The organism is Thalassovita sp. ABM4_323 (assembly GCF_056158665.1).
This window is the reverse complement of sequence record NZ_JBSWTS010000004.1, coordinates 1-23000: the sequence shown is the minus strand read 5'-3', so window position 1 is coordinate 23000 and position 23000 is coordinate 1. Positions and strand designations below refer to the sequence as shown.

Below are 23000 nucleotides of genomic sequence, written 5' to 3'. Positions count from 1 at the left end.
ATGAACTTTGGGCCGTCCTCACATCGAGGGCGGCCCTTTCCGGCTGGCGGGTTGCCTACAGCCGATATCGGATCGGCTGGCCCGTCCCCGGAGACATCCCATGACCACCACCCTTGACCTCGATCCCGTTCGGGAAGCAGCACTGATCGCCACGCAGAATGATGCGTTTCGACGTTCCATCCTCGGAAACACTACTGTTGCCGATGCCCCGCAGGGCCAGTTCGTGATGACACGCGGCGTCGCGGCGCTTGGGCCTGACGCCCAACTGGAGCTCACCCGCCGTGTTGCCGCGTTTGACGGGTTCGATGCCGACAGCGACCCGCAGGGCTGGCATGAGATGGGGGTCATCGAGTTTGAGGACATGACGGTCTGGTTCAAGATCGACTTGTATGACGTCGATTATCAGTACGGTTCGCCCGAGCCCTCCGATCCCGAACAGACGCGTCGCGTGCTGACCCTGCTTCTGCCGTCGGAATACTGAACGCTCACCGCATCTCCAACAGTGTCCCGGAACGCCCTCACCTCGAGGGCGGTCCTTTCGTGCTGCCGGGTTCCAAGGGGCGCGATGCCCGCGTTCCGCCCGCCGCAGGAGACCAGAAATGGCCAAGACACTCGATTACCAGATCACCCTCTATCCCGCGCATCGCGATGGCGCCTTTGTTGTTACCCAGTTCCAGATGCTGGGGAGCTACCCCGAAAAGCGCATCCAGGCCGCTGGCATGGATGACCTGATCGACAAGGTGACGCAGTTCGCGATGGAGCATGGCGAGAGTTGCAGCGCTTCGGTGCGCTGCCTCGCCCCGCGCAAACCGCCTGGGTTCAAGCGCGCGACCGAGAACCTTTATTTCAACCTGGTTGACCGGACAGCTGAAAACCGCGGCGACGCGGCGGCCTGAAGCCCGCTTGAGGAAACCACCAGGGCGGCCTGGCTGAGCGGTCGCCCTCCCCTCTCCCAATTCCAAAGGACCAAAGACATGACACAAGCGACTGATTTCTACGCGCAGATGCTCAAATCTCAGAGACCGGCTGCTGAACAGCGGGTCGAGACCCGTGCGGCGCTTCTCTCCGAGTTGCGCACCCTCGGTGCGACGAGCATCGAGGTGCAATACGAAGGCTACGGAGATTCCGGCAACGTTGAGGATGTCGTGGTGACGCCTGATGCGATCACCCTGACGGAGGAGTTGCGGCGCCGGGTCGAAGACTTCGGTTGGGATTTTGCCTATGCTCTGAGCCCAGGCTTCGAGAACAACGAGGGCGGCTACGGCGAACTGACCTGGTCGCTCGAGGCGGACAAGATCGATGTCAGCCACTCGAACCGCTATATCGCGTCTGCGACCACCGAACACGAGGGACTTTAACACATGGCACATCCCCTCCATCACGCCGAAAGTTCGGCCCGAAAGTTCGGTGGAGTTCCAGATGATTACCAGCATGTGCATGACTGGTTTGACTCATCCAAAGAGCACCTGGCCCTCTTTGTCCACCGAGCCTACCGCCATCATACGGCCGGAATCTATGATGCCCAACGGATCTTCGGACACAGCCTGACCAACAGCGCGGGCCGGGTCGTCCCGATCCGCTGGATTGGCGAGCAGCATGTGCGCGAAGACTGCCAGGGGCGCATCCCGTCGTTGGCGGACTGGCTCGCCCGCATTCAGCCGGAGCCGTGGATGGCCAATGGCCGGATAGACAACGATCCGACGCAGATCGGCAGCGATCCGCGCGCGGTCTGGATCGCGGCGGTGGCCAATCACCAGACCATTCTCGGGTTTGAGGATTGGCTTCTCAAGGTCTCGGTCGAGCACGTCCAGCATCGCCTGAACCGCGACGCCGCCTGATCCGTCGAGCGGCAAACTCACCAACCACCTGACCACGTCGCAATCGACCCGCTCGAGCCCCAACCGGCTCGGCGGGTCGATTGCGTTTCAAGAAAGGATAACGACATGCACGACCCTGTCTACGAGGAGGCCTACCAAGGCCACACCGTCAAGATCTACCATGACACCGACGCCGAAAGCCCGCGTCAGTGGTCCAACCTCGGCACATTGATCTGCTGGCATCGGCGCTATCGGCTGGGTGACAGCCACCAGTTCGACGGTCCCGAGGCGTTCCTACGCGATCTCGCTGGTGTCTCAGACCAGAGCGACCTCTCGATGGACCAGCTGCGCGACCGCGCCGAGTCCAAGTCAGTGCTACTGCCTGTGTTCCTCTATGACCATTCCGGTCTCGCGATGAACACCATCGGGTTCCACTGCCCGTGGGACTCCGGCCAGGTTGGCTATGTCTATGTGACGCTTGAGGCGGTCCGGACGGAGTTCGGTGTGAAACGCGTCACCAAGGCGCTGCATGAAAAGGCTGAAGATATCCTGCGCGCAGAGATCGTCAGCTACGACGCCTATCTCAGCGGCCGGGTCTACGGCTATGTCATCGAGCGCGATGGCGAGGAAGTCGACGCCTCCTGGGGGTTCGTCGGCGACTATGAGACGGGCTGTTTGCCCGAGGCGCGACACGCTGTGCCAGTACCGTCGCCGGGTCAAACACCCCAGTCCGCTGCCGCTCAAGCGCAGGCTCTCCCTTAGAGGCGGGCAAAGGTAACACACAGTCCATTTATTGCGAGAGTCCCAAGTGACCTCGCATTGCTGCAATGCAGAAATGTCATGGCCCGGCTATTGTGCGGTCGCAGCATGACCACTATGCTTCTAATGTGATTGGTTCTCTCCTCCTCCCTGAGCCGATCTAAGCTAAACGGCGGCATACACCTCCTCCCGGATGCCGCCTTTTTCTTTTTCAGAGCTCTTCCTGAAGGTTGTCCGGATACGTACGGCCGCCGATCGGTCGACGACGGACCTGTTTCGGATGCGCAGGCCGCAAACCGCCCAAGACTTAGGCGAGCTGGCAATGCCTCAAGCTGACAAGGGCTTACGCGGCAGCGCCCACAGACCCATCCCCAAATTCTGGGGACAAGTTTCCGCTGCAGGGCGGAGATCAGCAATCCCATGAAAGAGCGAGAGGCAGGGCGGGAGGGGTGACCCCTCCCGGGCGAGAGAGTGCGCACGGAGCTTGGGGCCAACCCTCAACCCCGGAGATTGCCGATGAACGCTCACCCCCATTCCGTCCCGCTTGCCGCCGAGCCCGAAGCCCCTGCCCTGTGCGAGGCTACAGGCTTTGCCCAACATCTCATGCAGGCTGCGACAGCCCTCGTTCCCCTGTTCGAAGCGGGAAGGTCTCTCGACGCCGCTGCCCTGCGCACCGCGATGGAGGATGCCTTCCGCGCCAGCGACACGAGCGGCGCCTGGGTCTGGAAAGACGCCTATGAGGCCGCCGAGATCGCCCAGATCTATATGCTCTCGCGCTACGGCGCATTGATGCAGCGCCAGGCGGCCTCGCCGCAGGCCTTCCTCACAATGATCGAACGTCTCGCCGGCCTGGCCCCGTCGCACACGCGGCGCTCGGAAGACAGTATCCGTCTGCAACAATTCTCGACCCCTCTGCCCCTTGCGGCCATTGTTGCGCAGGCGGCGGGGGTTCGGGCCGACGACCTGGTCCTCGAGCCATCCTCTGGCACCGGCATGCTGGCAATCTTCGCACGGATATCTGGCGCTCGCTTGGCGCTGAATGAACTTGCGGAGACCCGCCGCGCCTTGTTGGGACTGCTGTTTCCCGATGCCGCATTGTCAAACCACGACGCCGCTTCAATCGACGACCGCCTCGACCGGTCCATCGTGCCCTCGGTCATCGTGATGAACCCGCCGTTTTCTGCGGCCAACCATGTCGAGGGCAAGTTCTTGCAGGCCACCAGCCAGCATGTGCTCTCCGCACTAGCACGCCTCGCGCCGGGCGGACGTCTTGTCATCATCACTGGCGAGAGCTTCCGCCCCTCCACGAGATCTTTCCAGTCAACTTTACATCGGATCGCACAAAGCGCAGACGTGGTGTTTTCCGCCGCGATCGACGGCAAGGTTTTCGCGCGGCACGGCACCACGATCGACACGCGGCTCACAGTGATCGACAAACGCCCGGCTGGCGCTGAAGAAACTGAGCCGGTCGCCATCGAGGCCGCCTATCATCCGATCTGCGCGACCACGGGCGATCTCCTCTCCGCAGTGCTCGCGCATTGCCCGGAGCGGTGCAGCCCTCCGCCCTGCCCCACCAGCGCGGCCTTGGCGGTGCCGAAACCCGCGGCGCGGACCAACCTGAACGCCCTGCGCAACGCCGCCCGCCAGGAAACCCGTGCCCTTGCCGAAGAACGTGCGAGGCATCCATTTGACGACATCGCGACGGCACCGCTCGACTATCTGCCGAAAGCCTGGAGCGAACCCGACGGCGCGCTGCAGGACACGGTCTACGAGGCCTATGACCTGCAGGCGATCCGGATCGACGGAGCGGCGGAACATCCGACAGCACTCGTGCAATCCGCAGCCATGGCCTCGGTGCCGCCGCCCGTGCCGAGCTACCACCCGCTCCTGCCAAAGAGCCTCGTCGAGGATGGCCTTCTCTCCGCGCCGCAGCTCGAAAGCGTCATCTACGCAGGCAATGCGCACCAGACGCATCTCAAAGGCTGGTTCAAGCGCGGCGAGATCGAAGGCCAGCTGATGGCGGCGGCCGAGGGTGACGAAGGCGTCTTCCGCCTGCGCAAAGGCTGGTTTCTCGGCGATGGCACGGGCTGCGGCAAGGGGCGGCAGATCGCGGGCATCATCCTCGACAACTGGCTGCAGGGGCGCCGCCGGGCAGTCTGGGTCTCGAAGAGCGACAAGCTCATCGAGGATGCGCGGCGCGACTGGATGGCGCTCGGTGGCCGCGAAAGCGATATCGTGCCGCTCTCGAAATACCGCCAGGGGAGCGACATCCTTCTCCCTGAGGGCATCCTCTTCGTCACCTATGCAACGCTGCGCTCTGCGACACGCGAGGGTAAAGCCTCCCGCCTCGACCAGGTCACGTCCTGGCTGGGCGAAGGGTTCGACGGGGTCATCGCTTTCGATGAAAGCCACGCAATGGCCAATGCTGCGGGAGAAAAGTCCAACCGCGGCGACAAGAAGGCGTCCCAACAAGGTCTTGCGGGGCTCGCACTGCAGAACGCTGTGCCTGATGCGCGCGTCGTCTATGTCTCTGCCACCGGTGCGACGGTCGTCGGCAATCTCGCTTATGCCTCCCGGCTCGGGCTCTGGGGCACCGGTGATTTCCCCTTCGTGACACGGGCCGAATTCGTTGCTGCGATGGAGGCCGGCGGCATTGCCGCCATGGAGATGATCTCGCGCGACCTGAAGGCACTCGGGCTTTATCTCGCGCGGTCCCTCTCCTATGCCGGGGTCGAATACGAGATGCTGGTGCATGAGCTGACGTCCGCGCAGATCGCGATCTATGACAGCTACGCCGATGCCTATCAGATCATCCACAACAACCTTGAAGCCGCGCTTCAGGCCTCGGGCATTTCCTCCGAGACGGGCACCTTGAACGCCCAGGCGAAATCCGCCGCGCGCTCGGTCTTCGAGAGCAACAAGCAGCGTTTCTTCAACCACCTCATCACCGCCATGAAGTGCCCCTCCCTGATCCGTTCGATCGAGGCGGATCTGGCAGCGGGTCATTCGGCGGTGATCCAGGTGGTCTCGACCAGCGAGGCTGTGATGGAACGTCGGCTCGAGGAGATCCCGACGTCGGAGTGGGAGGACCTGCAGGTCGATTTTACCCCGCGCGAGAATATCATGGATTACCTGATGCACTCCTTCCCGACGCAGCTTTTTGAGCCCTACACCGACGAGAATGGCGATCTGCGCTCGCGCCCCGCCCGCGATGGCGATGGCAATCCGATTATCTGCCGCGAGGCGGAGCGGCGCCGCGATGATCTGATCGAGCATCTTGGGGCGCTCGCTCCGGTGCAGGGCGCGCTCGACCAGATCCTCTGGCATTTTGGCGCGGACGCCGTGGCCGAGGTCACGGGCCGCAAGCGGCGTATCGTGAAAACACGCGAAGGACGCCTCAAGGTCGAGAACCGACCCGCCTCCTCAAACCTCGGCGAAACCCAGGCCTTCATGGACGACGCCAAACGCATCCTGATCTTCTCCGATGCGGGCGGCACAGGGCGCAGCTATCATGCGGATCTTGGATCCAAGAACCAGCGCCTGCGGGTGCATTACCTGCTGGAGCCGGGCTGGAAGGCCGACAATGCGATCCAAGGGCTCGGGCGCACCAACCGCACCAACCAGGCGCAGCCGCCGCTTTTCCGGCCTGTGGCGACCAATGTCAAAGGTGAGAAGCGGTTTCTCTCCACCATCGCGCGCCGTCTCGACACGCTTGGGGCCATCACGAAGGGGCAACGCGAGACCGGAGGTCAGAACATGTTCCGCGCCGAGGACAACCTCGAGAGCCCCTACGCGCGCGCTGCGCTGCGGCACTTCTTCTACAAGCTGCGCGCGGGCAAGATCGACGCCTGTTCTTACGCGAAGTTCGAGGAGATGACCGGGCTGACGCTCGATGAGGCGGATGGCACCATGAAAGAAAACCTGCCGCCGATCCAGCAATTCCTGAATCGCTGTCTCGCGCTCCGCATCGACATGCAGGACGCGATTTTTGAGGCCTTCGGCGGGTTTCTTTCGGCGATCATCGAGGACGCGCGCCAGGCCGGCACGCTCGATGTGGGCCTGGAGACCCTGCGCGCCGAGAAGTTCGAAATTGTCGACCGCAAGGTCATCTTCGAGCATGAGGCGACCGGGGCGACGGCCACCGCCTTGACCGTGGAGCGCACCGATCGCAACGATCCGCTGACCTTGCCTCGTGTCAAACAGATCTGCTCTGAGTTGATGGGCGCGACGCTGTGCTGGAACTCCTTCTCGAAACGCGCGGCGCTGATGGTGAATGCACCTGCCTTCATGGATGAGGACGGTGTGCCAATCCTTCGGGTGAAGCTCCTGCGTCCCATGGCGGCCGAGATCCTTGCCCTGACCGAGTTCTCGAAATCGCACTGGGAAGAGATCGAAGATGCGATGTTCGAGCAGCTCTGGCGGGCCGAGGTTGAGGCGGTGCCCGAGTTTACCACCTCGAAGATCACGCTGATCTGTGGGTTGCTCCTGCCAATCTGGGACCGGCTGCCCGCTGACAACATGCGCATCTACCGCCTGCAGACCGAGGATGGCGAACGCTCCATCGGCCGCTTGGTCAGTCAGGAGCAGCTTCTGAACGTCTACGCGCGGCTCGGGCTCGACTGCCAGATCGAAATGACGCCTCAGGAAGTGCTCAGCGCGGTCATGGAGGCGAAGACGACACTCAGCCTCCTTGGCGGCTACCAGCTGCGCCGGTCGCTGGTCATGGGACAGCCGAGGCTCGAACTCATTGGGGCGTCAAGCACGGCCCTGACCGCACTGAAGGCGATGGGCTGTTTCACCGAGGTAATCCAGTGGAAGACACGGGTGTTCATCCCCGTCGACGGCATCGAGGTTCTGGCACGGGTACTCGCCGCGCATCCGGTTGGCGCAAGCGCCGCGGAGGCCACTGCATGAGCGCGCGACGCAGTATTGCAGAGCTCTCGACCGATCTCTCCAATCATACCGAGAGTTTCTGCCGCCAGTATTTCCCCGAGGGGCGCAAGCAGGGCAATTATTGGCAGGTTGGCGACACCTCGGGCGAAAAGGGTCAAAGCCTTGTCGTCCGGCTCCAGGCCCAGGGTGGGCGCAAAGCCGGATCCTGGACCGATTTCGCGACGGGGGAATATGGCGATCTGATCGATCTCCTGCAGCAAAGGCTTGGGTCGGCCACGCTCAAAGAAACGCTGAGGGAGGCCCGGGCCTTCTTGGGAGAGACCCCCTGCCCTGCCGTGCCTCGTGAACCCGGAAGGGCGGAGCGCCCGGATGCAGCCTCCAGCAAACGCATCACGCGGGCATGCAAACTCTTCGCCGCCGGCAAGCCGGTGCTTGGCACTTTGGCCGCCAGCTATCTGCAGGGGCGCGACATTGCGCGCTTCGGTCCTGCGCTGCGCTATCACCCGCGGGTCTTTCTGGGCCCCGGCGCGGACGACCCCGATCTGCCGCAAAGGGCCCCTGCCCTGCTCGCGAAGATCACCGACAATCGCGGGCAGATCACCGGATGCGCACGCTTCTATCTCGACCCGTCCACCGGCAGTTTGGCCGAGATCGAGAGCCCCAAGCGGATCCTGGGGAAGCTTCACGGCCATGCCATCCGCTTCTGGTCCGGCTCACCTCGCAGCGATCTCATCGTCGGCGAAGGTCTCGAGACCACCCTCTCGGTCGGTACGGCTCTCCCGGAGTTCGACCTCGCCTCCTGTCTCACCGCCACCCATCTCGGTCTCTTCATCCCGTCGTCAGGCGTCAAGCGTATCTGGATCGCGCGGGATAAGGACGAAGCTGGACGTAACGCATCATCGAGATTGCGTAACCAACTGGAAACGCTTGGAATTGCCTGTGGTGATCTCGTGCCGACGATGGGGGATTTCAACGACGATCTGCGGGCATTTGGCAGTGATGCGCTGCGCCGGTCCCTGCTCGAGGCCATGAAAGCTCAAGGTTTGGAGATCAAGGACGGGTGACCGCCAACCTCACCGGGGATGTCCGACCGGGCAAAGGTTCCGACGGTTCGATCTGATCCCGTTTGGATAAGGGGAGCGATGGGCCAGCGGGTCGGGGCTGAGTGCCCCTCGCCCGGGCAGCAATGCGCCGCGCACCAGAAAATTCCCCTGCCCCTTCGGGCCATTCCTCGCGGGACAATTTTCCGGCCCGTGGCGCATTCTCCGCTTTGCTCCGATCCTGACGGATGCGGCCCGGTCGCCGCCGGTCCAGGTATCGCCCCATCCAAATCGGGTCAGATCAAACAGAGGAACCTGACAATGCCCCATCAGACAGACATCCAAGAGGAAACCGGCGTGACCTCCGCCATCCTCGACCACCTCGCACTTCATGGCGCAACGCCCGGGCCCGGCGAGACCGATCATCGCCCCCTCCCCCAGCCCAACGAGGTCGAGCTCGCTATGGCGACGCTCTTTGACACCACCATCGGCCTCCTCACCGGCAGCCAGTTGGAAGACAATCTCGAAGAGATGCTCTGGTCCCTGACCTCGATCTTCCATCGCCGGCTCACCCATATCCAGAAGCTTCACGATGACAATGAATTCGAGGTCCGGGAAAGTCTGGCAATCCAGGACGGCTCCGAGGTCGCCTCGGTCGAGCTTGAGCGCCTCCAGATGATCGGGCTCAAACTCTGGGACCATCGCGACGCCTTCGAGCAGATGCGCGATCTGGCCGTGGACCATTTCTCGGCCGCCACCGGTTCGCCCTGGCTGCCCCGCACCGGATCCAAGGTCTCGCATCGCGGCCTCACCTCCGCCGTGGTCGACAGCCGGGCCTATCTCTCGGCCAAGCGCCGTAAGGAGACCGAAGTACACTGCCCCGAAGGCACGCGGATCGCTTTCTCGGGTGGGGATTATCAGGCCTATGATCTGATCTGGTCCGTCCTCGACGCCACGCACGCCAAATACCCCGACATGGTGCTCCTGCACGGGGGGACGCCCAAGGGTGCCGAGATGATCGCGGCCCGCTGGGCAGATACCCGAGGTGTAACCCAGGTGGTCTTCAAGCCCGACTGGAAGAGCCACGGCAAGGCCGCCCCCTTCAAGCGCAACGACAAGATGCTCGAGACCATGCCGCAGGGTCTGATCGCCACGCCCGGTTCGGGGATCACCGAGAACATCGTCGACAAAGCCCGCAAGCTCGGGATCCGCATCAAGAGGATCGGGGCTTAGGCCCCGGTTAACGTGCCGCGTAATAGATCCTGCACGACAGAAGGCTTCTTTGCGATCAATGCCAGCAGAACCTGAGCCGGGCCTGTCGGGTGTCGGCGCCCGTGTTCCCAGTTCAGCAGCGTGCCTTTCGCGACGCCAATGCTCTTGGCGAACTCCGCCTGGGACAGGCCAGTCCGTTGCCGAACTTGGGCGACATCGACCTCAGCAACGGAAACTTCATGGACCTTCGCGCCGGCCAATTCGCCATCTGCGAAGGCCAGCGCCTCTCCCAGTCCCTTGGACACGGATTCAAATGCACTCATGTTGTGTCTCCATATTTCGCGACAAGCGCTTTGCTCATCTCTACCGCCGCGGCCTGCTCAGACTTCGACAGGTTGGCTTTCTCATTCTTGGCAAAGACCGTAATCAGAAAGATCGGCATATGGGTCCCGCCAAAGACATACACCGTCCTGAAGCCGCCGCTCCTTCCGCCCCCCCTCTCTCGGGATTCGGACCTTCCGAAGTCCGCCGCCAAGAGAGATGCCCGCTTCCGGATTGGCGGCGATGAAGTCGATCGCGGCCTCTCGCTCCTGGTCCGACATGATTGCCTTGGCGCGCCTCTGAAATTCGGGCAGTTCGACCACTGTTTGCAATCGTGTCATCTCTTGTCCCATATAGGTTTTCGCGGCGTATGTGTCAATGACGTATAGTATGCGCACTGGAAGGGCAAGTGGGCAACTGATGCTAGAGCTAGGCAGCAGTATGCTCTGTCCGTTGGTTGCGGCGGCCCTTGACGAAATATCTTGTCGCATTTTCTGACCGAACCAACTAGCCGGGCTGTCATTTGGGGTTATTGGATGGTTGCGGTGTCTCGTGGCGACCCGTCCTTTCGTTCCACGCTCTGTTCGCCTGCAGCACTCCTCCGCATCGTGGGCGCTTCAGCAAAGACAATCGGCGCGGTAGTGATCCTGACGGACGCGGTTTTGACATCTGCACTGTGTCTTACCTCCGGTGAGTTCGAAGGGAGCCAGGGCCCACGCGGCATCTCCCTCGGCTGTTCCCCTACCTTCCTTCGTGGCCACCGCACTTCTCCCTTTGTCTGAGTTGCATGACATGCTGGTCGCAGCTGTCGTCCCGTCCACAAAGGTTGTCGCCGATCCTTTTCCCCTGTCCCTGCGGGCCATTCCGCGCGGAACAAAAAGACCGGCGCCTGCCCCTCTCCGCTGCGCTTCGCCTTCGGTGTGGCCGGGCCTTGGCCAGCTGCAAGGTGACCATCATTGCAACGCAAACAAGGAGAAGAGCAATGACCACGAACTGCATCAAATTCACCAGCGCCGACATCGAAACCGCCAAGGGCGTCGGCTCCATCTCGACCCTGACCTTCGACCTCGACATCACGGTCGAACCTGTCGCAAGCGCGAACCCGATGGCCCCGACGCATCGCGTCCTCGGTCGCTCCCCGCGCGGCAAGCTGGTCGAGTGCGGCGGCATCTGGAAGAAGCAGAACAAAGAGACCGGCGCGGACTACTACACGCTGACCATCCGCGACCACTGCTTCAACGCCAACCTCGGCAAGGCCGCGAACCAGGACGATCTGTCCCTGCAGGCCGTCATCCCCTGGGGCCCGAAAGACGCCGCGTGACGCAAAGAATCGGCTGGGGCAACCCAGCCGATTCCCGCTGCTTCCCTTCACGCTGACACGCATTCCCCGTATTTTGGGACCAGTGGTTGGCGCGCTTGGTAGAAGCAACTTATCACTGAATCGGCTCAAGGTGATGATGACGCAATCCGTTTTGGAGGAGACGGATTCGTGGTCCCCCTAGCGTTCTGAAGCTTCGAGCGCTTTACATTTTGACAGCCGTGCAGTGCAGAAAAATAAAATAATAACAGGTAGTTGAGGTGTAACGGGCGCGAAGTTAAAGTTGACTGCACATCCGAGCTAGTGACGGCTCCCCCTAGATATTGGGTGGCTACATTCCTCAATCGCTACACTTTGTCGAGACATCTAGGCACTCTGGTGGATTGGGTAAGATCTAGCCGCCGGGCGAAAATCGTTGTTAAAACTCGTTTTTCCGTGTAGATGACACTTTAATGGGCGAAATCGCTGAAAAAGCGGTATTTAGAGGACAGGCGGATGCGAGAACGGTCTTTTGCGGCTGATACGAAGGATCAACCCTTCGACGAGATCATCCTACAGCAAGGAGAGCTGATTTCCGACCGCCTCAATATGTTGCGGCAGGAACAGTATCCTCCGGACGCCCAAAAAGGTCTACGTCAGTTTTCATTGGCCGAAGTTGCCTACTATCTCGGCGTAACACAGTCGACCATTAAGAAGCTTCATCTCGAAGGCAAAGGTCCTGAACCTGAAACATCGTCGTCCGGGAGGCGCAGCTACTCGGCCGAGCAGATGCTGGAACTGAGAGCTTATCTCGACAAGCATGGCCGCCCCGGAAAACGCCGTTATGTCCCCTATCGGCAACCTGGCGAAGAACTGCACGTTGTATCTGTCGTAAACTTCAAGGGGGGTTCCGGAAAGACCACTACCGCCGCCCACCTCGCGCAGCACTTGGCGTTGAAAGGGCATCGAGTTCTTGCGATCGACTTGGACCCTCAAGCCTCGCTCACAGCTTTGCACGGCATTCAGCCTGAACTCGACGACGTGCCTTCGCTCTACGAGACACTTCGGTATGATGACGAGCGCAAGCCGATCTCAGAGGTGATCCGGCCAACAAACTTTCCCAACCTAGATATCGTTCCGGCAAGTCTCGAGCTTCAAGAGTACGAATACGATACCCCAGTTGCTTTGACGAGCAGTGATCCCCATGAGGGCCGTACCTTCTTCACTCGCATATCGAAGGCGCTTAGCGAAGTTGATGATCGCTATGACGTGGTTGTGATCGATTGCCCTCCTCAGCTGGGCTACCTCACGCTCACTGCTCTCACGGCTTCTTCCTCGGTCATTGTGACGGTCCATCCTCAGATGCTGGACGTCATGTCGATGAGCCAGTTTCTCCTGATGCTGGGCGGGATCATGAAGACGATCCGTGACGCTGGAGCGAACATGCGCCTGAAGTGGTTCCGTTACCTCGTAACGAGATTTGAACCAACGGACGGTCCACAAAAGCAGATGGTTGGGTTCCTCCAGGCGATGTTCCCAAATCAGATGTTGTCGGCTCCTGTGCTGAAGTCTACGGCGATCTCCGACGCTGGGATCACAAAGCAGACGCTTTACGAAGTTGAACGGTCTCAGTTCGTGCGGACTACTTACGACCGCGCCGTGACGTCTTTGAATGATGTGAACGACGAAATCGCTGAACTGATCCACAAGGCTTGGGGGCGAGAATGAATGTGGTTTTGACAGCCGTGCAGAGAGCCAGTTTTGACAGCCGTGCAACTGTCGAAATGCGCGCTGCGTGTCGGTTGGATTCGGACGAAAGGGAGATGGCTTGATGGCTCGCAAAGACCTCCTAAAGAGCGTCATGGCCGGCTCGCCGGAGCAGCCGAAGGATTCCGGTCGCTCTGGATACGCAATGCGCGGTGCTTCGAAATCGATGAAGGTTTCGATTGATAGCCTTGCGGAGAACTCGAAGCGTCTCCTTGAAGGCGAAACCATTGTCGAGATCGATCCGAAATTGATCGATGTGTCATTCGTTTCGGATCGGCTTAGTGATGACGATGTTGCTTTCGACGAACTGAAGGCATCAATCGCAGCGAGTCGCCAGGACACGCCGGTATTGCTTAGGCCGCATCCGGAAGCGGATGGCCGCTATATGATCGTCTTCGGGCATCGCCGTGTGCGAGTTGCATCGGCGCTCGGCCGTAAGGTTCGCGCAGTTGTAAAACCAATGGACGATGTGGCTCACATTCTTGCTCAAGGGCAGGAAAACACTGCGCGCGCAGATCTCTCTTTTATTGAGAAGGCCCTATTTGCGAAGAGCCTCTTGGATATGGGGCAAGCAAAGGACGTGATCCAGTCCGCCCTTACCATCGATGGGACGTTGCTTTCACGGATGCTGTCAGTGGCGCAGAACGTCCCTCGGCACGTCATCGAACAGATTGGGCCGGCCAAGCAGATTGGGCGTGATCGCTGGGAAGACTTCAAGAAGTTGGCTTCGGAACCATCGAATGGCAAGATCCTCAAGGGAGCTTTGGAGTTCGACGGGTTTCAAAACCTCGACAGTGATGCTCGCTTTGAGTTCCTGCACAGCAAGCTGGCAGAAGCGGGCAGGGCGCCGAAGCGCCGAAAAACGCGTGCTACGCCCAAGAAGCGAACCTGGACTGCCGGCAAAGGCCGCATCAAGGGAGTCATCGGTCGTTCCGGAAAGGCATTCAGCATTTCGCTTACGGCACAAGATTTAACCGAGTTCGGGGACTTTCTCTCGGGTCGGCTTGATCAGCTGTACAGTGAATTCCTCGCGACGAAAGAGGAGCAGTCAGAACAATGATCTAGGCAAAAGAAAAGCCCCCAAGCAGCGTGGCCTGAGAGCTAATCTGAAAAGTTTGGTCGCTTAGAAGATATCTCTCCCGCGAATCACTGTCAACAAGAACGCCACTTCGGCGAACGGCTTTCTTTTGCCTCCACATAACTGGAGGTGAGAAACAGGCATGAAACATACAGGTTGGCGCAAGCCGACACCGGGTCTTGGCATTGCAGAGCAGCTTGCCCAAGCCGGTGAACAGGTGGCTGTACCCAAAACACGGGCCTTCGTGGCCGTGAAGCGGGTCGGTGCATATATTGGCCTCAAGGCCGGAGACATGATGCTTCTCGATACGCTCGGGGCCTTCACCCAGACCCAGGACTGGGAGGAAGGGCAACGTCCGATCGTCTGGGCTTCGAATGCCTATCTGATGGAGCAGACGGGGTTTTCGCTCTCCGCACTCAAGCGCCATGCACGGCGCCTGGCCGAGATTGGCGTGATCTCCTTCCAGGACAGCCCAAACGGCAAGCGGTGGGGCCGCAGGGACGCCGAGGGGCGCATTGTCGAGGCCTATGGCTTCGATCTGTCGCCGCTTTCAGCCCGTGTCGATGAGTTCGAGGAGCTTCATGCCGATTTGCAGGCCGAGCGCGAGCTCTGCCAACGCCTGAAGCGTCAGATCACGGTGGCACGCCGGATGATCCGCGCGCGCATCGAGGCAGCCGTCAGCGGCGCGCTGCGCGGGCCCTGGACGCAATTCACAGGCCTTTTCGAGGAGCTTCTGGACCGGCTTCCGCGCCGTCACGAAGCCTCAGAGCAGCTTGCACGACTCTTGACTTGGTTCAAGGAGCTTCAGGAGCGCGTCGAGGCTGCCTATCTTAAGGCAACAGAGGTCGTTCAATCTGTGGAAAACACGCCGGAAACCAAGGAGCAAGTTGCTAAGAAAACTCAAGAAATGAACCCCAGGGAGGTCATTTCTGACCCTCATATACTAATTACAAACCAACTTAATCCTGTAACTAGTAATTCCTCAGAAAATGAGGAAGTCGCGGCCGCGGTGCCCAATGCTAAACCCGAAGATCAGGTTGATAGGGAGCTGGAAGAGTGGGTTGCTGAGGTACGCAAGAAGCGAGCAGCACTGGATCTGCCCACTGTGATGCAGGCCTGTCCCGAATTCGCGTCCTGGGCCCGAAATATGGGCGGGTTCCTGAAGGATTGGGGCGATCTGCATCGTGTTGCCGGGCAGCTCAGGCCGATGATCGGGGTGTCCGAGCATGCCTGGAACGTGGCGCAGGACCGATTGGGCAAACAGGTGGCGACAGCGGCGCTGGCGCTTGTTTTCGAGAAGCATTGCGCAGGCGAGGTTTCCTCCCCGGGCGGCTATCTGCGCGGCATGGTCGAGAAGGCCGGGACAGGGGATTTGCATCTCGAGCGCAGCTTCTATGGCAGGCTCAGCGGGCAGGCGGCGTGATGGGGCAGGGGGTCAGAGACCGGCAGCTTTGGTCAGGTTCACCCGGAACCGATCGCGCCGGCGCTGGTAGCGGCGGGTCATCTCGGCCGAGGCGTGTCCCAGTTGTTTCTGGACATAGCGTTCGTCGACCTCAGCGGAACTGGCAAGGCCGGCACGCAGCGAGTGGCCAGAGAACAGCGCCAGACGTTCCTTTTCGGGCAGTTCGGAGCGGATGCCGGCGTCCAGGACGGTGCGCTTGATCAGCCGGGCTACATGCTTGTCGTTGAGCCGCGTTTCGGAGGCCCGTTTGCCATCGCGCGATGTGCCGACAAAGATCGGACCGAAGTCGATCTTCGCATAGTGCAGCCATTGTTCGAGAGCATGCACGGGGCAGGTCTGACCTTTCGAGCCGCGGCCGATCTCGACCTCGCGCCAGCCGGTCTTGGCATTGAGGGTCAGCAGGGCGCCCTTGTCGAAGATCTCGATCCAACCGCCAAAGTCCGGGGTGTCGTCTTTGTGCGCGTCTAGGCTGACGATTTCCGAGCGACGCAAGCCTCCTGCGTAGCCGAGCAACAGGATTGCACGATCTCGTAGCCCGCGAAGATCGTAGGACAGGGTGGCGACCATCGCGAGGATGTCTTCCGCCAGGATGGCTTCCTTCTGAACCGGTGGTCGCGCGTGCTTGCGCTTGATGCCCGCCAGCACTGTCGCGATGTGTCGGTTCTTGCGATCGAGCGAAAAGCCGCGTTGCGCGTAGTTCCAGGCGAGACCCGACAGGCGGCGGTCGATGGTTGAGACGGAGAGGGCAGGGGAGGGGCCTGAACCGGAGGCCAGATCCGCGAGATAGAGCCCGATCATCTCAGGTGAAGGTGGCAGAGGCTCCGTGCCTTTCATTCGGCACCAGCGCGAGAAATGCACCCAATCCTTCGCGTAGGCCTTCAGCGTGTTGTCCGACGCCGCCGCGCGAGCATAGTCGCGGGCCGTATCGACAAGCCGATCGAGCGTGCTGGAACCGGAGACAAAGGACGGAAGGCTCAAGGCGTCGGTGTTGGGGCGATCTCTCTCGTTGTCCTTGTTGTACAAGGAACCGATTGGCGGCTCTGAGCTCGATTTCTCGGTGTTATCTGACATGTTTGCGAGCATACTCGTTTATGTCCGATAATGCAAACTTATTGGACATAAATAGCATCGGCAAAGAGAGGCGGTTTATGTGCTATTTTCTGGCAAAAAGCGCCGTCGTGATGTAGGCTTCGGGCATGACTTTTGCCCGGCTAGATCACATCAGCGACCTCGACACGTTACCCCGGATGCCTGCCTGGGTCACCTCCACGCGTGCTGAAACCCTTGAAGATGTTGCGTTTTTGTTGGGCGCGACGCTGAACCACCTGCATCTTGTGTTGGGACACACGGAGGTGCCCCACGCCTTGTTGCGGGACCGCTTGGCACTGCGCGCAGCGGAGGTTTGTGTCGCGTTCTCTGGCCGCCCGGAGCGGGCAGCGGAGTTGCGCGACGCTGTACACCTTTTGCGCCCCGGAGACCTTCCGGGGCCAGCAGGGGAAACATACCTGTCGTGGCGGCGTGCGGTGGAGCGGCCGGTGTCGATCAGGGTACTGTCTCGGGCCATAGGCGGGTTGGGTACAGGACAAATCGCGGACTGGCTGGATGCAGGGCAGGGCGCGCCGGTGGCCCGAGCCGCCAGGGTGTTGGAAACTGTTTTGACGGACAGGTCGCGCGCGGAGACGTCAGCACTGATCCTCGCCGATGCCGCTTTGGCACAGGCGCTTGGCTGGGAGACGCTGCTGCCTCTCATGGTGATCGGTTTGAAACGCGCCGATTTACGCAAGCGCAGGGACGATTTGCGCATGGCCTGTTATCGCGCGGTGACGGCTTCGGCTATGGAAGTCGTAAGTGTGGCGGTCGACCTGTCCCGGCGCGCGGCACACTTGAACACAGTCGCGCCAAAGCTGCGCGCCAAGGGGGCGGGAAAAGCGGTTGAGATGTTCCTGACCCACGATGCCGTGGCGCCTTCATCTTTGCCCTTGCCGGATCGCGCCGCGCGGCGGCTCTGCGACCGGCTGGTCGATCTTGGCGCGATCCGTGAACTGACCGGTCGCGACACCTTCCGGCTTTATGGGGTGTAGGGATGGCCAAGGATCGCCCCGCAGCCCAACTTGATCGCGAGTTGCCCGACTTGCCGCCTGAGCTGCGCTGGCGGGAATGGATGCGCCGGATCGAGGCGGTGCTCTTTGCCTCAGCTTCGCCGGTACCGCGCGACGATCTGGCGCGCGTGGTGGGGCAGGGGGCGTCGGTCGACCTGCTGGTTGAGGACCTCGCCGCCGATCTGGAGGGGCGGGCCTTCGAGATCGCCCAGGTCGCTGGCGGCTGGATGTTCCGCACGCGCGCCACCTACGCCCCCGCGATCCGCGCGGCGGCAGATGTCGGCGACCAACTGCTGGACTTGAGTGAATTCGACGTCGCGGTGCTGGCGGCCATCGCCTACCATCAGCCGATTACGCGCGACGGGCTCAAAGACATCTTCGGCAAGGAGATCAGCCGCGACCTGATCGGGCGGCTGCATGCCCGTGGCCTGATCGGGACCGGGCCAAGGTCGCCTCGGCGTGGGGCGCCTTATACATTTGTGACGACCGAGCAGTTCCTTGTCGCGTTCGGGTTGGAGAGCCTGCGCGATCTTCCCGATCGGGAGCAGCTGGTGGATGCCGGTGTAATGGGTGTTCCAGATCAGGTAGTGTGTTCCCAGCAAGCCTAAAGTTGAACAACGTGTGCGAGATGAGCCATCCAGCGGCTTTTGCTCTGACCACCAGCAATTCTATCTTGCTTTTATGGCCGCTTCCATCTCTCGGCTTCGATTTGGGTGCGACTTAATTTTCGGACTGTCCGCGCACCATTGTACCTGCCCTTGACGAACCCAAAAGTGGCAATGGCACTGGTTAGTTTGCCGGATCGATGGCTCCACAGTCGGCCGACCGAGCCAGTCAAGCCGCACCGACCAACGCGGGCGCCGACTTCTACTCAGCGACAGCTGGATCTTCTGGCCGCAGCCGCCCGGGCACTGGAAGCAAGCCCATTTTTCGATGCTGCCGTCTCGGACGACAACCAATGCATCTGCCGTTAGGGCAGTGGTCTCGGGATGCGTGGCCTGCACCCGGCCGACTAGGTCGACGCGGGGGATAAACCGGCACCAGGTCAGAAAGCGTCGTGCAATGTTACCAAACATCTTCTCAACCCACCCTATCCATGAAAGGGTCGACATCACCCCGGCCCCAGTAACCCTGATCGACACACAGGATGCACCCGGGATTTTGCTTTGCCCCCTGCAATCGATCAATCCCGAGATCAAAACGCCGAATGCGCTGCGCCGCCCAGCCGCCATCGCCTCGATAACCGGTCAAACCCTGCAGCAGCTCGTTGACGGCCATAGTCGCTGTTTCCGTCGTGAACGTGACGACCGCTGGTGCTGGATTGCCGCCGCCGCGCACATAAGCTTCACGTTTCTGACGCTCATACTCCGCCGGCGCGGCACGACGCAGTTCTTCCGCCGCCGCCCGATGTGGGTGTGCGATACCGCGGCACAGCAGGCAAGGTGTGCCAGGGCGCAAGACCGTCGCCCGGCCAATCATGTTCCCAACTTGACCGTCTTCACCACGCGGTGTGAGTGCGAGTCCCAGATCAATGACCGGGCGCAGGTAAAAATATGCGAACCTACTTAGAAACAGTCGGCCTGCGTGATCATCAGTGCACCCAAAGATGATGTCGCAGGAGAGCAAGGCATCGCGTGCCTCATCTGCATCCGCCCAGTGCGGGATCACAACCGGGCGGACACCAAGACCAAGACCCGCCAGTTCTCGCGCGACGACTTCGACCTTAAGCCGCATGCCATCGGCATCGTCCCGTCGAGCTCCATGCAAGCGGTTCAGATTGCTCACTTCAACAATGTCTTCGTCGAAAAGGGCAATCTGGCCGACGCCGAGCCGGGCCAACAGCATCGCAACCGCACTACCCGTGCCGCCACAGCCCACGACACCGATTTTCAGCCGGGCCAGCAGAAGATTCAGTGAAGGTCCGAAGGCAAGCGCTTGCCGCTCGAAGGCTTCTCCGGAAAACCCGCTCAGCCCATTCAGAACACGAAGCCGTGCACCAACGGCTATGACAGCATCGCTGTCGATCGGCTGGGTGTCGTCGATCCACAGACGTGCTGCGTAATCACAGATATCACCATCAATCAGCAGCAGGCTTGCTAACATGACGCCGGCACCATTCCGGTTCCGCGCCAGTCGATACAGTTCCCGTTCGTTTTTTTCGTCCTGTGTTGTCGCGTAGCCCTTAATTGTGAGATGAGAAATTCAATGAATTCAACGACTGTGTTTTGCCCTTAAATATGAGATTTTGCCTTTAATTCCGATATTTTTGCCCTTAAACCTGAGACAGGGTTCACAGGCTTGTGCGGCAGATATCGATGGAAAATGATGGCGAAGACTTAGTTGCCGTTGGTGCAGAAGAGGCGCGCAGGGCTGCAGTGCTGCGTCCGCTTGTTCAGGCATATCTGAAAGGTACTGGCGGTCTGGAAAGTGGCATCAATGATGCCGTTTGGGAACTCGGTGTCAGCAGGGCTACGGTATGGCGTTGGTTAAAGCGGCTGGCCGAAGAGGGTGGGCGCACGAGCGCTCTGGTGCCGCGGAAACGGGGCCGCCCGACTGGAACAACTTTGATATCCGGCAAAGTTGAAGCGGTGATCGAAGAACATCTTCGCCGTTATTTCTTGCGCCGGGAGCGTTCGAGCCTGTCGCGCGTCGTGACAGAAATCCGCAGCGCGTGCTGGCAACAAGGCTTGCAGCCGCCGACACGGCGGACGGTTCAGCGTCGTCTGGATGCGATGGATGCCCGCGAAGTTGCGAAAGCACGAGAGGGCGCAAAGGTGGCCCGCCAGAAATTTGCGCCGGTCACAGGTGAGGTCAAGGCCAGTGTGCCACTGGAGATCGTCCAAATTGATCATACGCCGGCGGACATCATTCTTGTCGACAGCTTTGAACGCCAACCAATTGGGCGGCCTTGGGTCACGCTGGCGATCGACATCGCAACGCGGATGGTAACTGGATACTACACCTCTCTGGAGGCCCCTTCGCGTCTGTCAGTGGCGCTTTGCCTGACACAGGCTGTGGCCCCCAAGGCGGAACTTCTGGCGGAATTGGTGTGCAATGTTCCTTGGCCCGCGCAGGGTAAACCGCATAGCATCCACGTCGATAACGGGCGCGATTTCCGGTCGCATGCCTTTCGGTCGGCATGTGCAGAATGGGGGATCGATCTGGTCTATCGGCCGCCAGGCAGTCCTCATTTCGGAGGGCACATCGAACGATTGATCGGCACGATGATGGGGGCCGTGCACCTGTTGCCTGGAACAACGCAATCCTCGGTCGTGGCCAAGGGCGACTATGACGCCGAGGGCATGGCCACGATGACCTTAAGCGACTTCGATCGCTGGTTTGCTCTGGAAATCTGCCGCTACAACAACAGCATTCATTCAAGTCTTGGCTGCACGCCCGTTGCCAAATGGGAGGCGCTCTCAGAGCAAATGATGGGCGATATCCCCTTCGAGATTGAAGCCTTTCGGGTGAGCTTTCTGCCAAGTGAACTGCGCAAGGTCAGGCGTGACGGCATCCATCTGTTCCAGATACGGTACTGGTCCGATGCGCTTGCAGGCCACATCGGGCGCAGCGATGGGAAGGTGGTCGTTCGCTACGACCCTCGCGATATCTCAATGATCTGGGTCGAATTGGACGATGGCCGATATGTTGAGGCGCGTTACAGAAACCTGGAAATTCCGCCCGTGCCGCTCTGGGAATATCGCGAAGCCATGAGGAAGGCCCGTGCACTTGGCAAGTCCGGGTCCAATGAGCTGGTCCTGGCTGAGCTGATCCGACAGCAACGCCAGATCGAAGCTGAAAGCCGGGGCCTCACGAAGGCCGAACGCCGATCCCGTGAAAGAAAAGGGACATTGGAGGGCGCCAACTCGGCCGTCTCAACAACCGAAGGGCTGCGCGCGATCGATACGGGTGATACATCGCGCCCATTGTTCAAGGTGGAGAGATGGTGAATTGAGGGCAGGAAAAACAGAGGAAGACGGTCGGATCACCCTCATTCAATCGGATATCTGGATTGGCTTTCCGCGGGCCGAACAAGTTCTGGACCGTTTGCAGTGTATGATCGAAGCGCCAAGGCAAACCCGTATGCCTGGCCTTCTTGTGCATGGCGCGTCCGGGATCGGAAAGACGATGATCGCCCGCAATCTTTCGCGCAGATATGCACCGGAATATGACCCAGCATCGGGAATTACGCGAACGCCGCTGTTACTGTTACAAGCACCACCAGCTCCCGACGAACGACGGTTCTATCTGCACATCCTGGCGACCGTCGGGGCACCGGCCACGGCACTGAGCGCGCGCGCTCAAAATGTGGCCTCCCTCGAAGTCCGTGTCGTCGCGCTCTTGCGCGACCTTGGCCTGCGGATGATCATGATCGACGAGGTCCACAATCTTTTGGCCGGGACCCACCGCGAACAGCGCCGCTTTCTCAATGTTCTGCGGTATCTCAGCAATGAACTCGAAGTGTCGCTGGTATGCCTCGGGGTCAGCGAGGCCGTCGATGCCATCCGTGGTGATCTCCAGCTTGCCAGGCGGCTGGACGAACATCACCTGCCAAACTGGCGCGACGATGCCGAGTTCTCGGACATGATTCAAACACTCATCGCGGCAATGCCCCTCGAGAAGAAATCCAATCTGAAGGTCAAGTCGCTCAAGCAGATGCTTGCACTGACCGGTGGGGTGACCTCGCGCATCTTCGCCCTGATCAAGGATCTTTCCATCGACGCCATTGTCACTGGTGATGAATGCATCACCGATGACGCAATCGCAAAATGGACGCCGGTTTGGTCGCGTCACGCGTCCGCTGGGCGGCGGCTCGAGAAGTCCCGGGTGTGAAGCCGCGCCCGCTGCCAAAGACTGTCGCGCCGCTGCCAGACGAGTTGTTGTCAGGTTGGTTGTCTCGGCTGGCTGCGGCCAACTACTGTAATGACGCGGAACTGCTGGCCCATATCGAGATCGATACACGACATGGCGCCGCCCTGGACTTCGACGTTGAGGCGGCCGATGCGGAAAAGATATCTATCGCTGCGCGTGTCGATCCCGACACCGTGCAGTCAATGACTTTTAGGGCAATGACGAAAATGGAGATGATGCTCACAGCGCAAGTTCCTTTCCAGTCTTGCCCCGAGTGTTCCCGACGCGGCCTCTCGCTCAGGCATTGGCGGCGATCCTGGGCATTTGATTGCCAATTTTGCGGGACCCTACTTGTTCGGAGCCTCGCAAAGCCCGGTGACGAAAAGTTGCCTGAAAAACTGATA

At 60.5% G+C, this 23000-nt stretch carries 23 protein-coding genes; 17 read left to right on the top strand and 6 right to left on the bottom strand.

The window, feature by feature from the left end; translation table 11 throughout:
- Window positions 1-100: 100 nt before the first annotated feature.
- The 8 genes from ACXADQ_RS01440 to ACXADQ_RS01405 all read left to right on the top strand — a co-directional run bounded on the left by ACXADQ_RS01440 (window position 101) and on the right by ACXADQ_RS01405 (window position 9742).
- Complete coding sequence (locus tag ACXADQ_RS01440; protein ID WP_009574129.1) at window positions 101-481, top strand: DUF3768 domain-containing protein; 381 nt, start codon at window positions 101-103, stop codon at window positions 479-481.
- Between the two features lie 118 nt (window positions 482-599).
- Window positions 600-896, top strand: a complete 297-nt coding sequence (locus ACXADQ_RS01435) for a hypothetical protein (RefSeq protein ID WP_009574130.1) — start codon at window positions 600-602, stop codon at window positions 894-896.
- Between the two features lie 78 nt (window positions 897-974).
- The gene (locus tag ACXADQ_RS01430; RefSeq protein WP_475314315.1) at window positions 975-1358 is read left to right on the top strand and encodes a DUF6878 family protein; all 384 of its coding nucleotides are present in this window, start codon (window positions 975-977) and stop codon (window positions 1356-1358) included.
- Between the two features lie 3 nt (window positions 1359-1361).
- Entirely contained in the window at window positions 1362-1838 is a 477-nt protein-coding gene (locus ACXADQ_RS01425; RefSeq protein WP_009574134.1) for a DUF6915 family protein, read from the top strand.
- Window positions 1839-1943: 105 nt separating this feature from the next.
- Window positions 1944-2579 carry a hypothetical protein gene (locus ACXADQ_RS01420; protein WP_009574135.1) on the top strand — a complete coding sequence of 212 codons (636 nt, stop codon included), beginning with the start codon at window positions 1944-1946 and terminating at the stop codon, window positions 2577-2579.
- Between the two features lie 513 nt (window positions 2580-3092).
- Window positions 3093-7490, top strand: a complete 4398-nt coding sequence (locus ACXADQ_RS01415; protein ID WP_475314312.1) for a strawberry notch-like NTP hydrolase domain-containing protein — start codon at window positions 3093-3095, stop codon at window positions 7488-7490.
- The gene (locus ACXADQ_RS01410; RefSeq protein WP_009574137.1) at window positions 7487-8533 is read left to right on the top strand and encodes a DUF7146 domain-containing protein; all 1047 of its coding nucleotides are present in this window, start codon (window positions 7487-7489) and stop codon (window positions 8531-8533) included. Before ACXADQ_RS01415 ends, ACXADQ_RS01410 begins: the two co-directional genes overlap by 4 nt.
- Before the next feature lie 297 nt (window positions 8534-8830).
- Window positions 8831-9742, top strand: coding sequence for a DUF2493 domain-containing protein (locus ACXADQ_RS01405; RefSeq protein ID WP_009574138.1), 912 nt, complete (start codon window positions 8831-8833; stop codon window positions 9740-9742).
- Here ACXADQ_RS01405 and ACXADQ_RS01400 read toward each other — a convergent pair.
- From ACXADQ_RS01400 to ACXADQ_RS01390, 3 genes are read right to left on the bottom strand one after another with little or no spacing between them, the layout of a single operon-like run.
- Window positions 9739-10044, bottom strand: coding sequence for a helix-turn-helix domain-containing protein (locus tag ACXADQ_RS01400; RefSeq protein ID WP_009574139.1), 306 nt, complete (start codon window positions 10042-10044; stop codon window positions 9739-9741). The genes ACXADQ_RS01405 and ACXADQ_RS01400 overlap by 4 nt on opposite strands.
- Window positions 10041-10163, bottom strand: a complete 123-nt coding sequence (locus ACXADQ_RS01395; RefSeq protein WP_232616949.1) for a type II toxin-antitoxin system RelE/ParE family toxin — start codon at window positions 10161-10163, stop codon at window positions 10041-10043. Before ACXADQ_RS01395 ends, ACXADQ_RS01400 begins: the two co-directional genes overlap by 4 nt.
- On the bottom strand, window positions 10126-10383 hold the full coding sequence (locus ACXADQ_RS01390; RefSeq protein ID WP_475314468.1) for a hypothetical protein: 258 nt from the start codon (window positions 10381-10383) through the stop codon (window positions 10126-10128). Before ACXADQ_RS01390 ends, ACXADQ_RS01395 begins: the two co-directional genes overlap by 38 nt.
- Before the next feature lie 641 nt (window positions 10384-11024).
- Here ACXADQ_RS01390 and ACXADQ_RS01385 point away from each other — a divergent pair.
- From ACXADQ_RS01385 to repC, 4 genes are all read left to right on the top strand, one after another.
- Window positions 11025-11363, top strand: coding sequence for a DUF736 domain-containing protein (locus ACXADQ_RS01385; protein WP_475314296.1), 339 nt, complete (start codon window positions 11025-11027; stop codon window positions 11361-11363).
- A 492-nt stretch (window positions 11364-11855) separates the two neighbouring features.
- Window positions 11856-13067: a plasmid partitioning protein RepA gene (gene repA, locus ACXADQ_RS01380; RefSeq protein WP_009574268.1), complete on the top strand. Its 1212-nt coding sequence runs from the start codon at window positions 11856-11858 to the stop codon at window positions 13065-13067.
- Between the two features lie 103 nt (window positions 13068-13170).
- Window positions 13171-14166 carry a plasmid partitioning protein RepB gene (gene repB / locus ACXADQ_RS01375; RefSeq protein ID WP_475314291.1) on the top strand — a complete coding sequence of 332 codons (996 nt, stop codon included), beginning with the start codon at window positions 13171-13173 and terminating at the stop codon, window positions 14164-14166.
- Window positions 14167-14326: 160 nt separating this feature from the next.
- Entirely contained in the window at window positions 14327-15607 is a 1281-nt protein-coding gene (gene repC / locus ACXADQ_RS01370) for a plasmid replication protein RepC (protein WP_009574266.1), read from the top strand.
- Window positions 15608-15619: 12 nt separating this feature from the next.
- Here repC and ACXADQ_RS01365 read toward each other — a convergent pair whose 3' ends face one another.
- Entirely contained in the window at window positions 15620-16717 is a 1098-nt protein-coding gene (locus ACXADQ_RS01365; RefSeq protein WP_475314286.1) for a tyrosine-type recombinase/integrase, read from the bottom strand.
- Between the two features lie 125 nt (window positions 16718-16842).
- On the opposite strand from ACXADQ_RS01365, the gene ACXADQ_RS01360 reads away from it, so the two are divergent.
- Both ACXADQ_RS01360 and scpB read left to right on the top strand, forming a co-directional pair.
- The gene (locus ACXADQ_RS01360; protein ID WP_009574264.1) at window positions 16843-17727 is read left to right on the top strand and encodes a DUF1403 family protein; all 885 of its coding nucleotides are present in this window, start codon (window positions 16843-16845) and stop codon (window positions 17725-17727) included.
- A 2-nt stretch (window positions 17728-17729) separates the two neighbouring features.
- Window positions 17730-18353, top strand: a complete 624-nt coding sequence (scpB, locus tag ACXADQ_RS01355) for an SMC-Scp complex subunit ScpB (protein WP_009574263.1) — start codon at window positions 17730-17732, stop codon at window positions 18351-18353.
- Between the two features lie 60 nt (window positions 18354-18413).
- Here the strand turns inward: scpB and ACXADQ_RS01350 are convergent, their stop codons facing one another.
- Together ACXADQ_RS01350 and ACXADQ_RS01345 are read right to left on the bottom strand one after the other, a co-directional pair.
- Window positions 18414-18821: a ubiquitination-like system serine protease family protein gene (locus ACXADQ_RS01350; protein ID WP_219929054.1), complete on the bottom strand. Its 408-nt coding sequence runs from the start codon at window positions 18819-18821 to the stop codon at window positions 18414-18416.
- 4 nt (window positions 18822-18825) lie between these two features.
- Window positions 18826-19848, bottom strand: a complete 1023-nt coding sequence (locus ACXADQ_RS01345; protein WP_293706863.1) for a HesA/MoeB/ThiF family protein — start codon at window positions 19846-19848, stop codon at window positions 18826-18828.
- 212 nt (window positions 19849-20060) lie between these two features.
- Between ACXADQ_RS01345 and ACXADQ_RS01340 the strand changes: the two genes are divergently transcribed.
- The 3 genes from ACXADQ_RS01340 to ACXADQ_RS01330 all read left to right on the top strand — a co-directional run.
- The gene (locus tag ACXADQ_RS01340; RefSeq protein ID WP_475314278.1) at window positions 20061-21695 is read left to right on the top strand and encodes a transposase; all 1635 of its coding nucleotides are present in this window, start codon (window positions 20061-20063) and stop codon (window positions 21693-21695) included.
- Window position 21696: 1 nt separating this feature from the next.
- Window positions 21697-22578: a TniB family NTP-binding protein gene (locus ACXADQ_RS01335; RefSeq protein WP_475314275.1), complete on the top strand. Its 882-nt coding sequence runs from the start codon at window positions 21697-21699 to the stop codon at window positions 22576-22578.
- Window positions 22575-23000 (top strand): TniQ family protein (locus ACXADQ_RS01330; protein ID WP_475314273.1); only part of this gene is annotated, 426 nt, incomplete at its 3' end. The genes ACXADQ_RS01335 and ACXADQ_RS01330, both read left to right, overlap by 4 nt.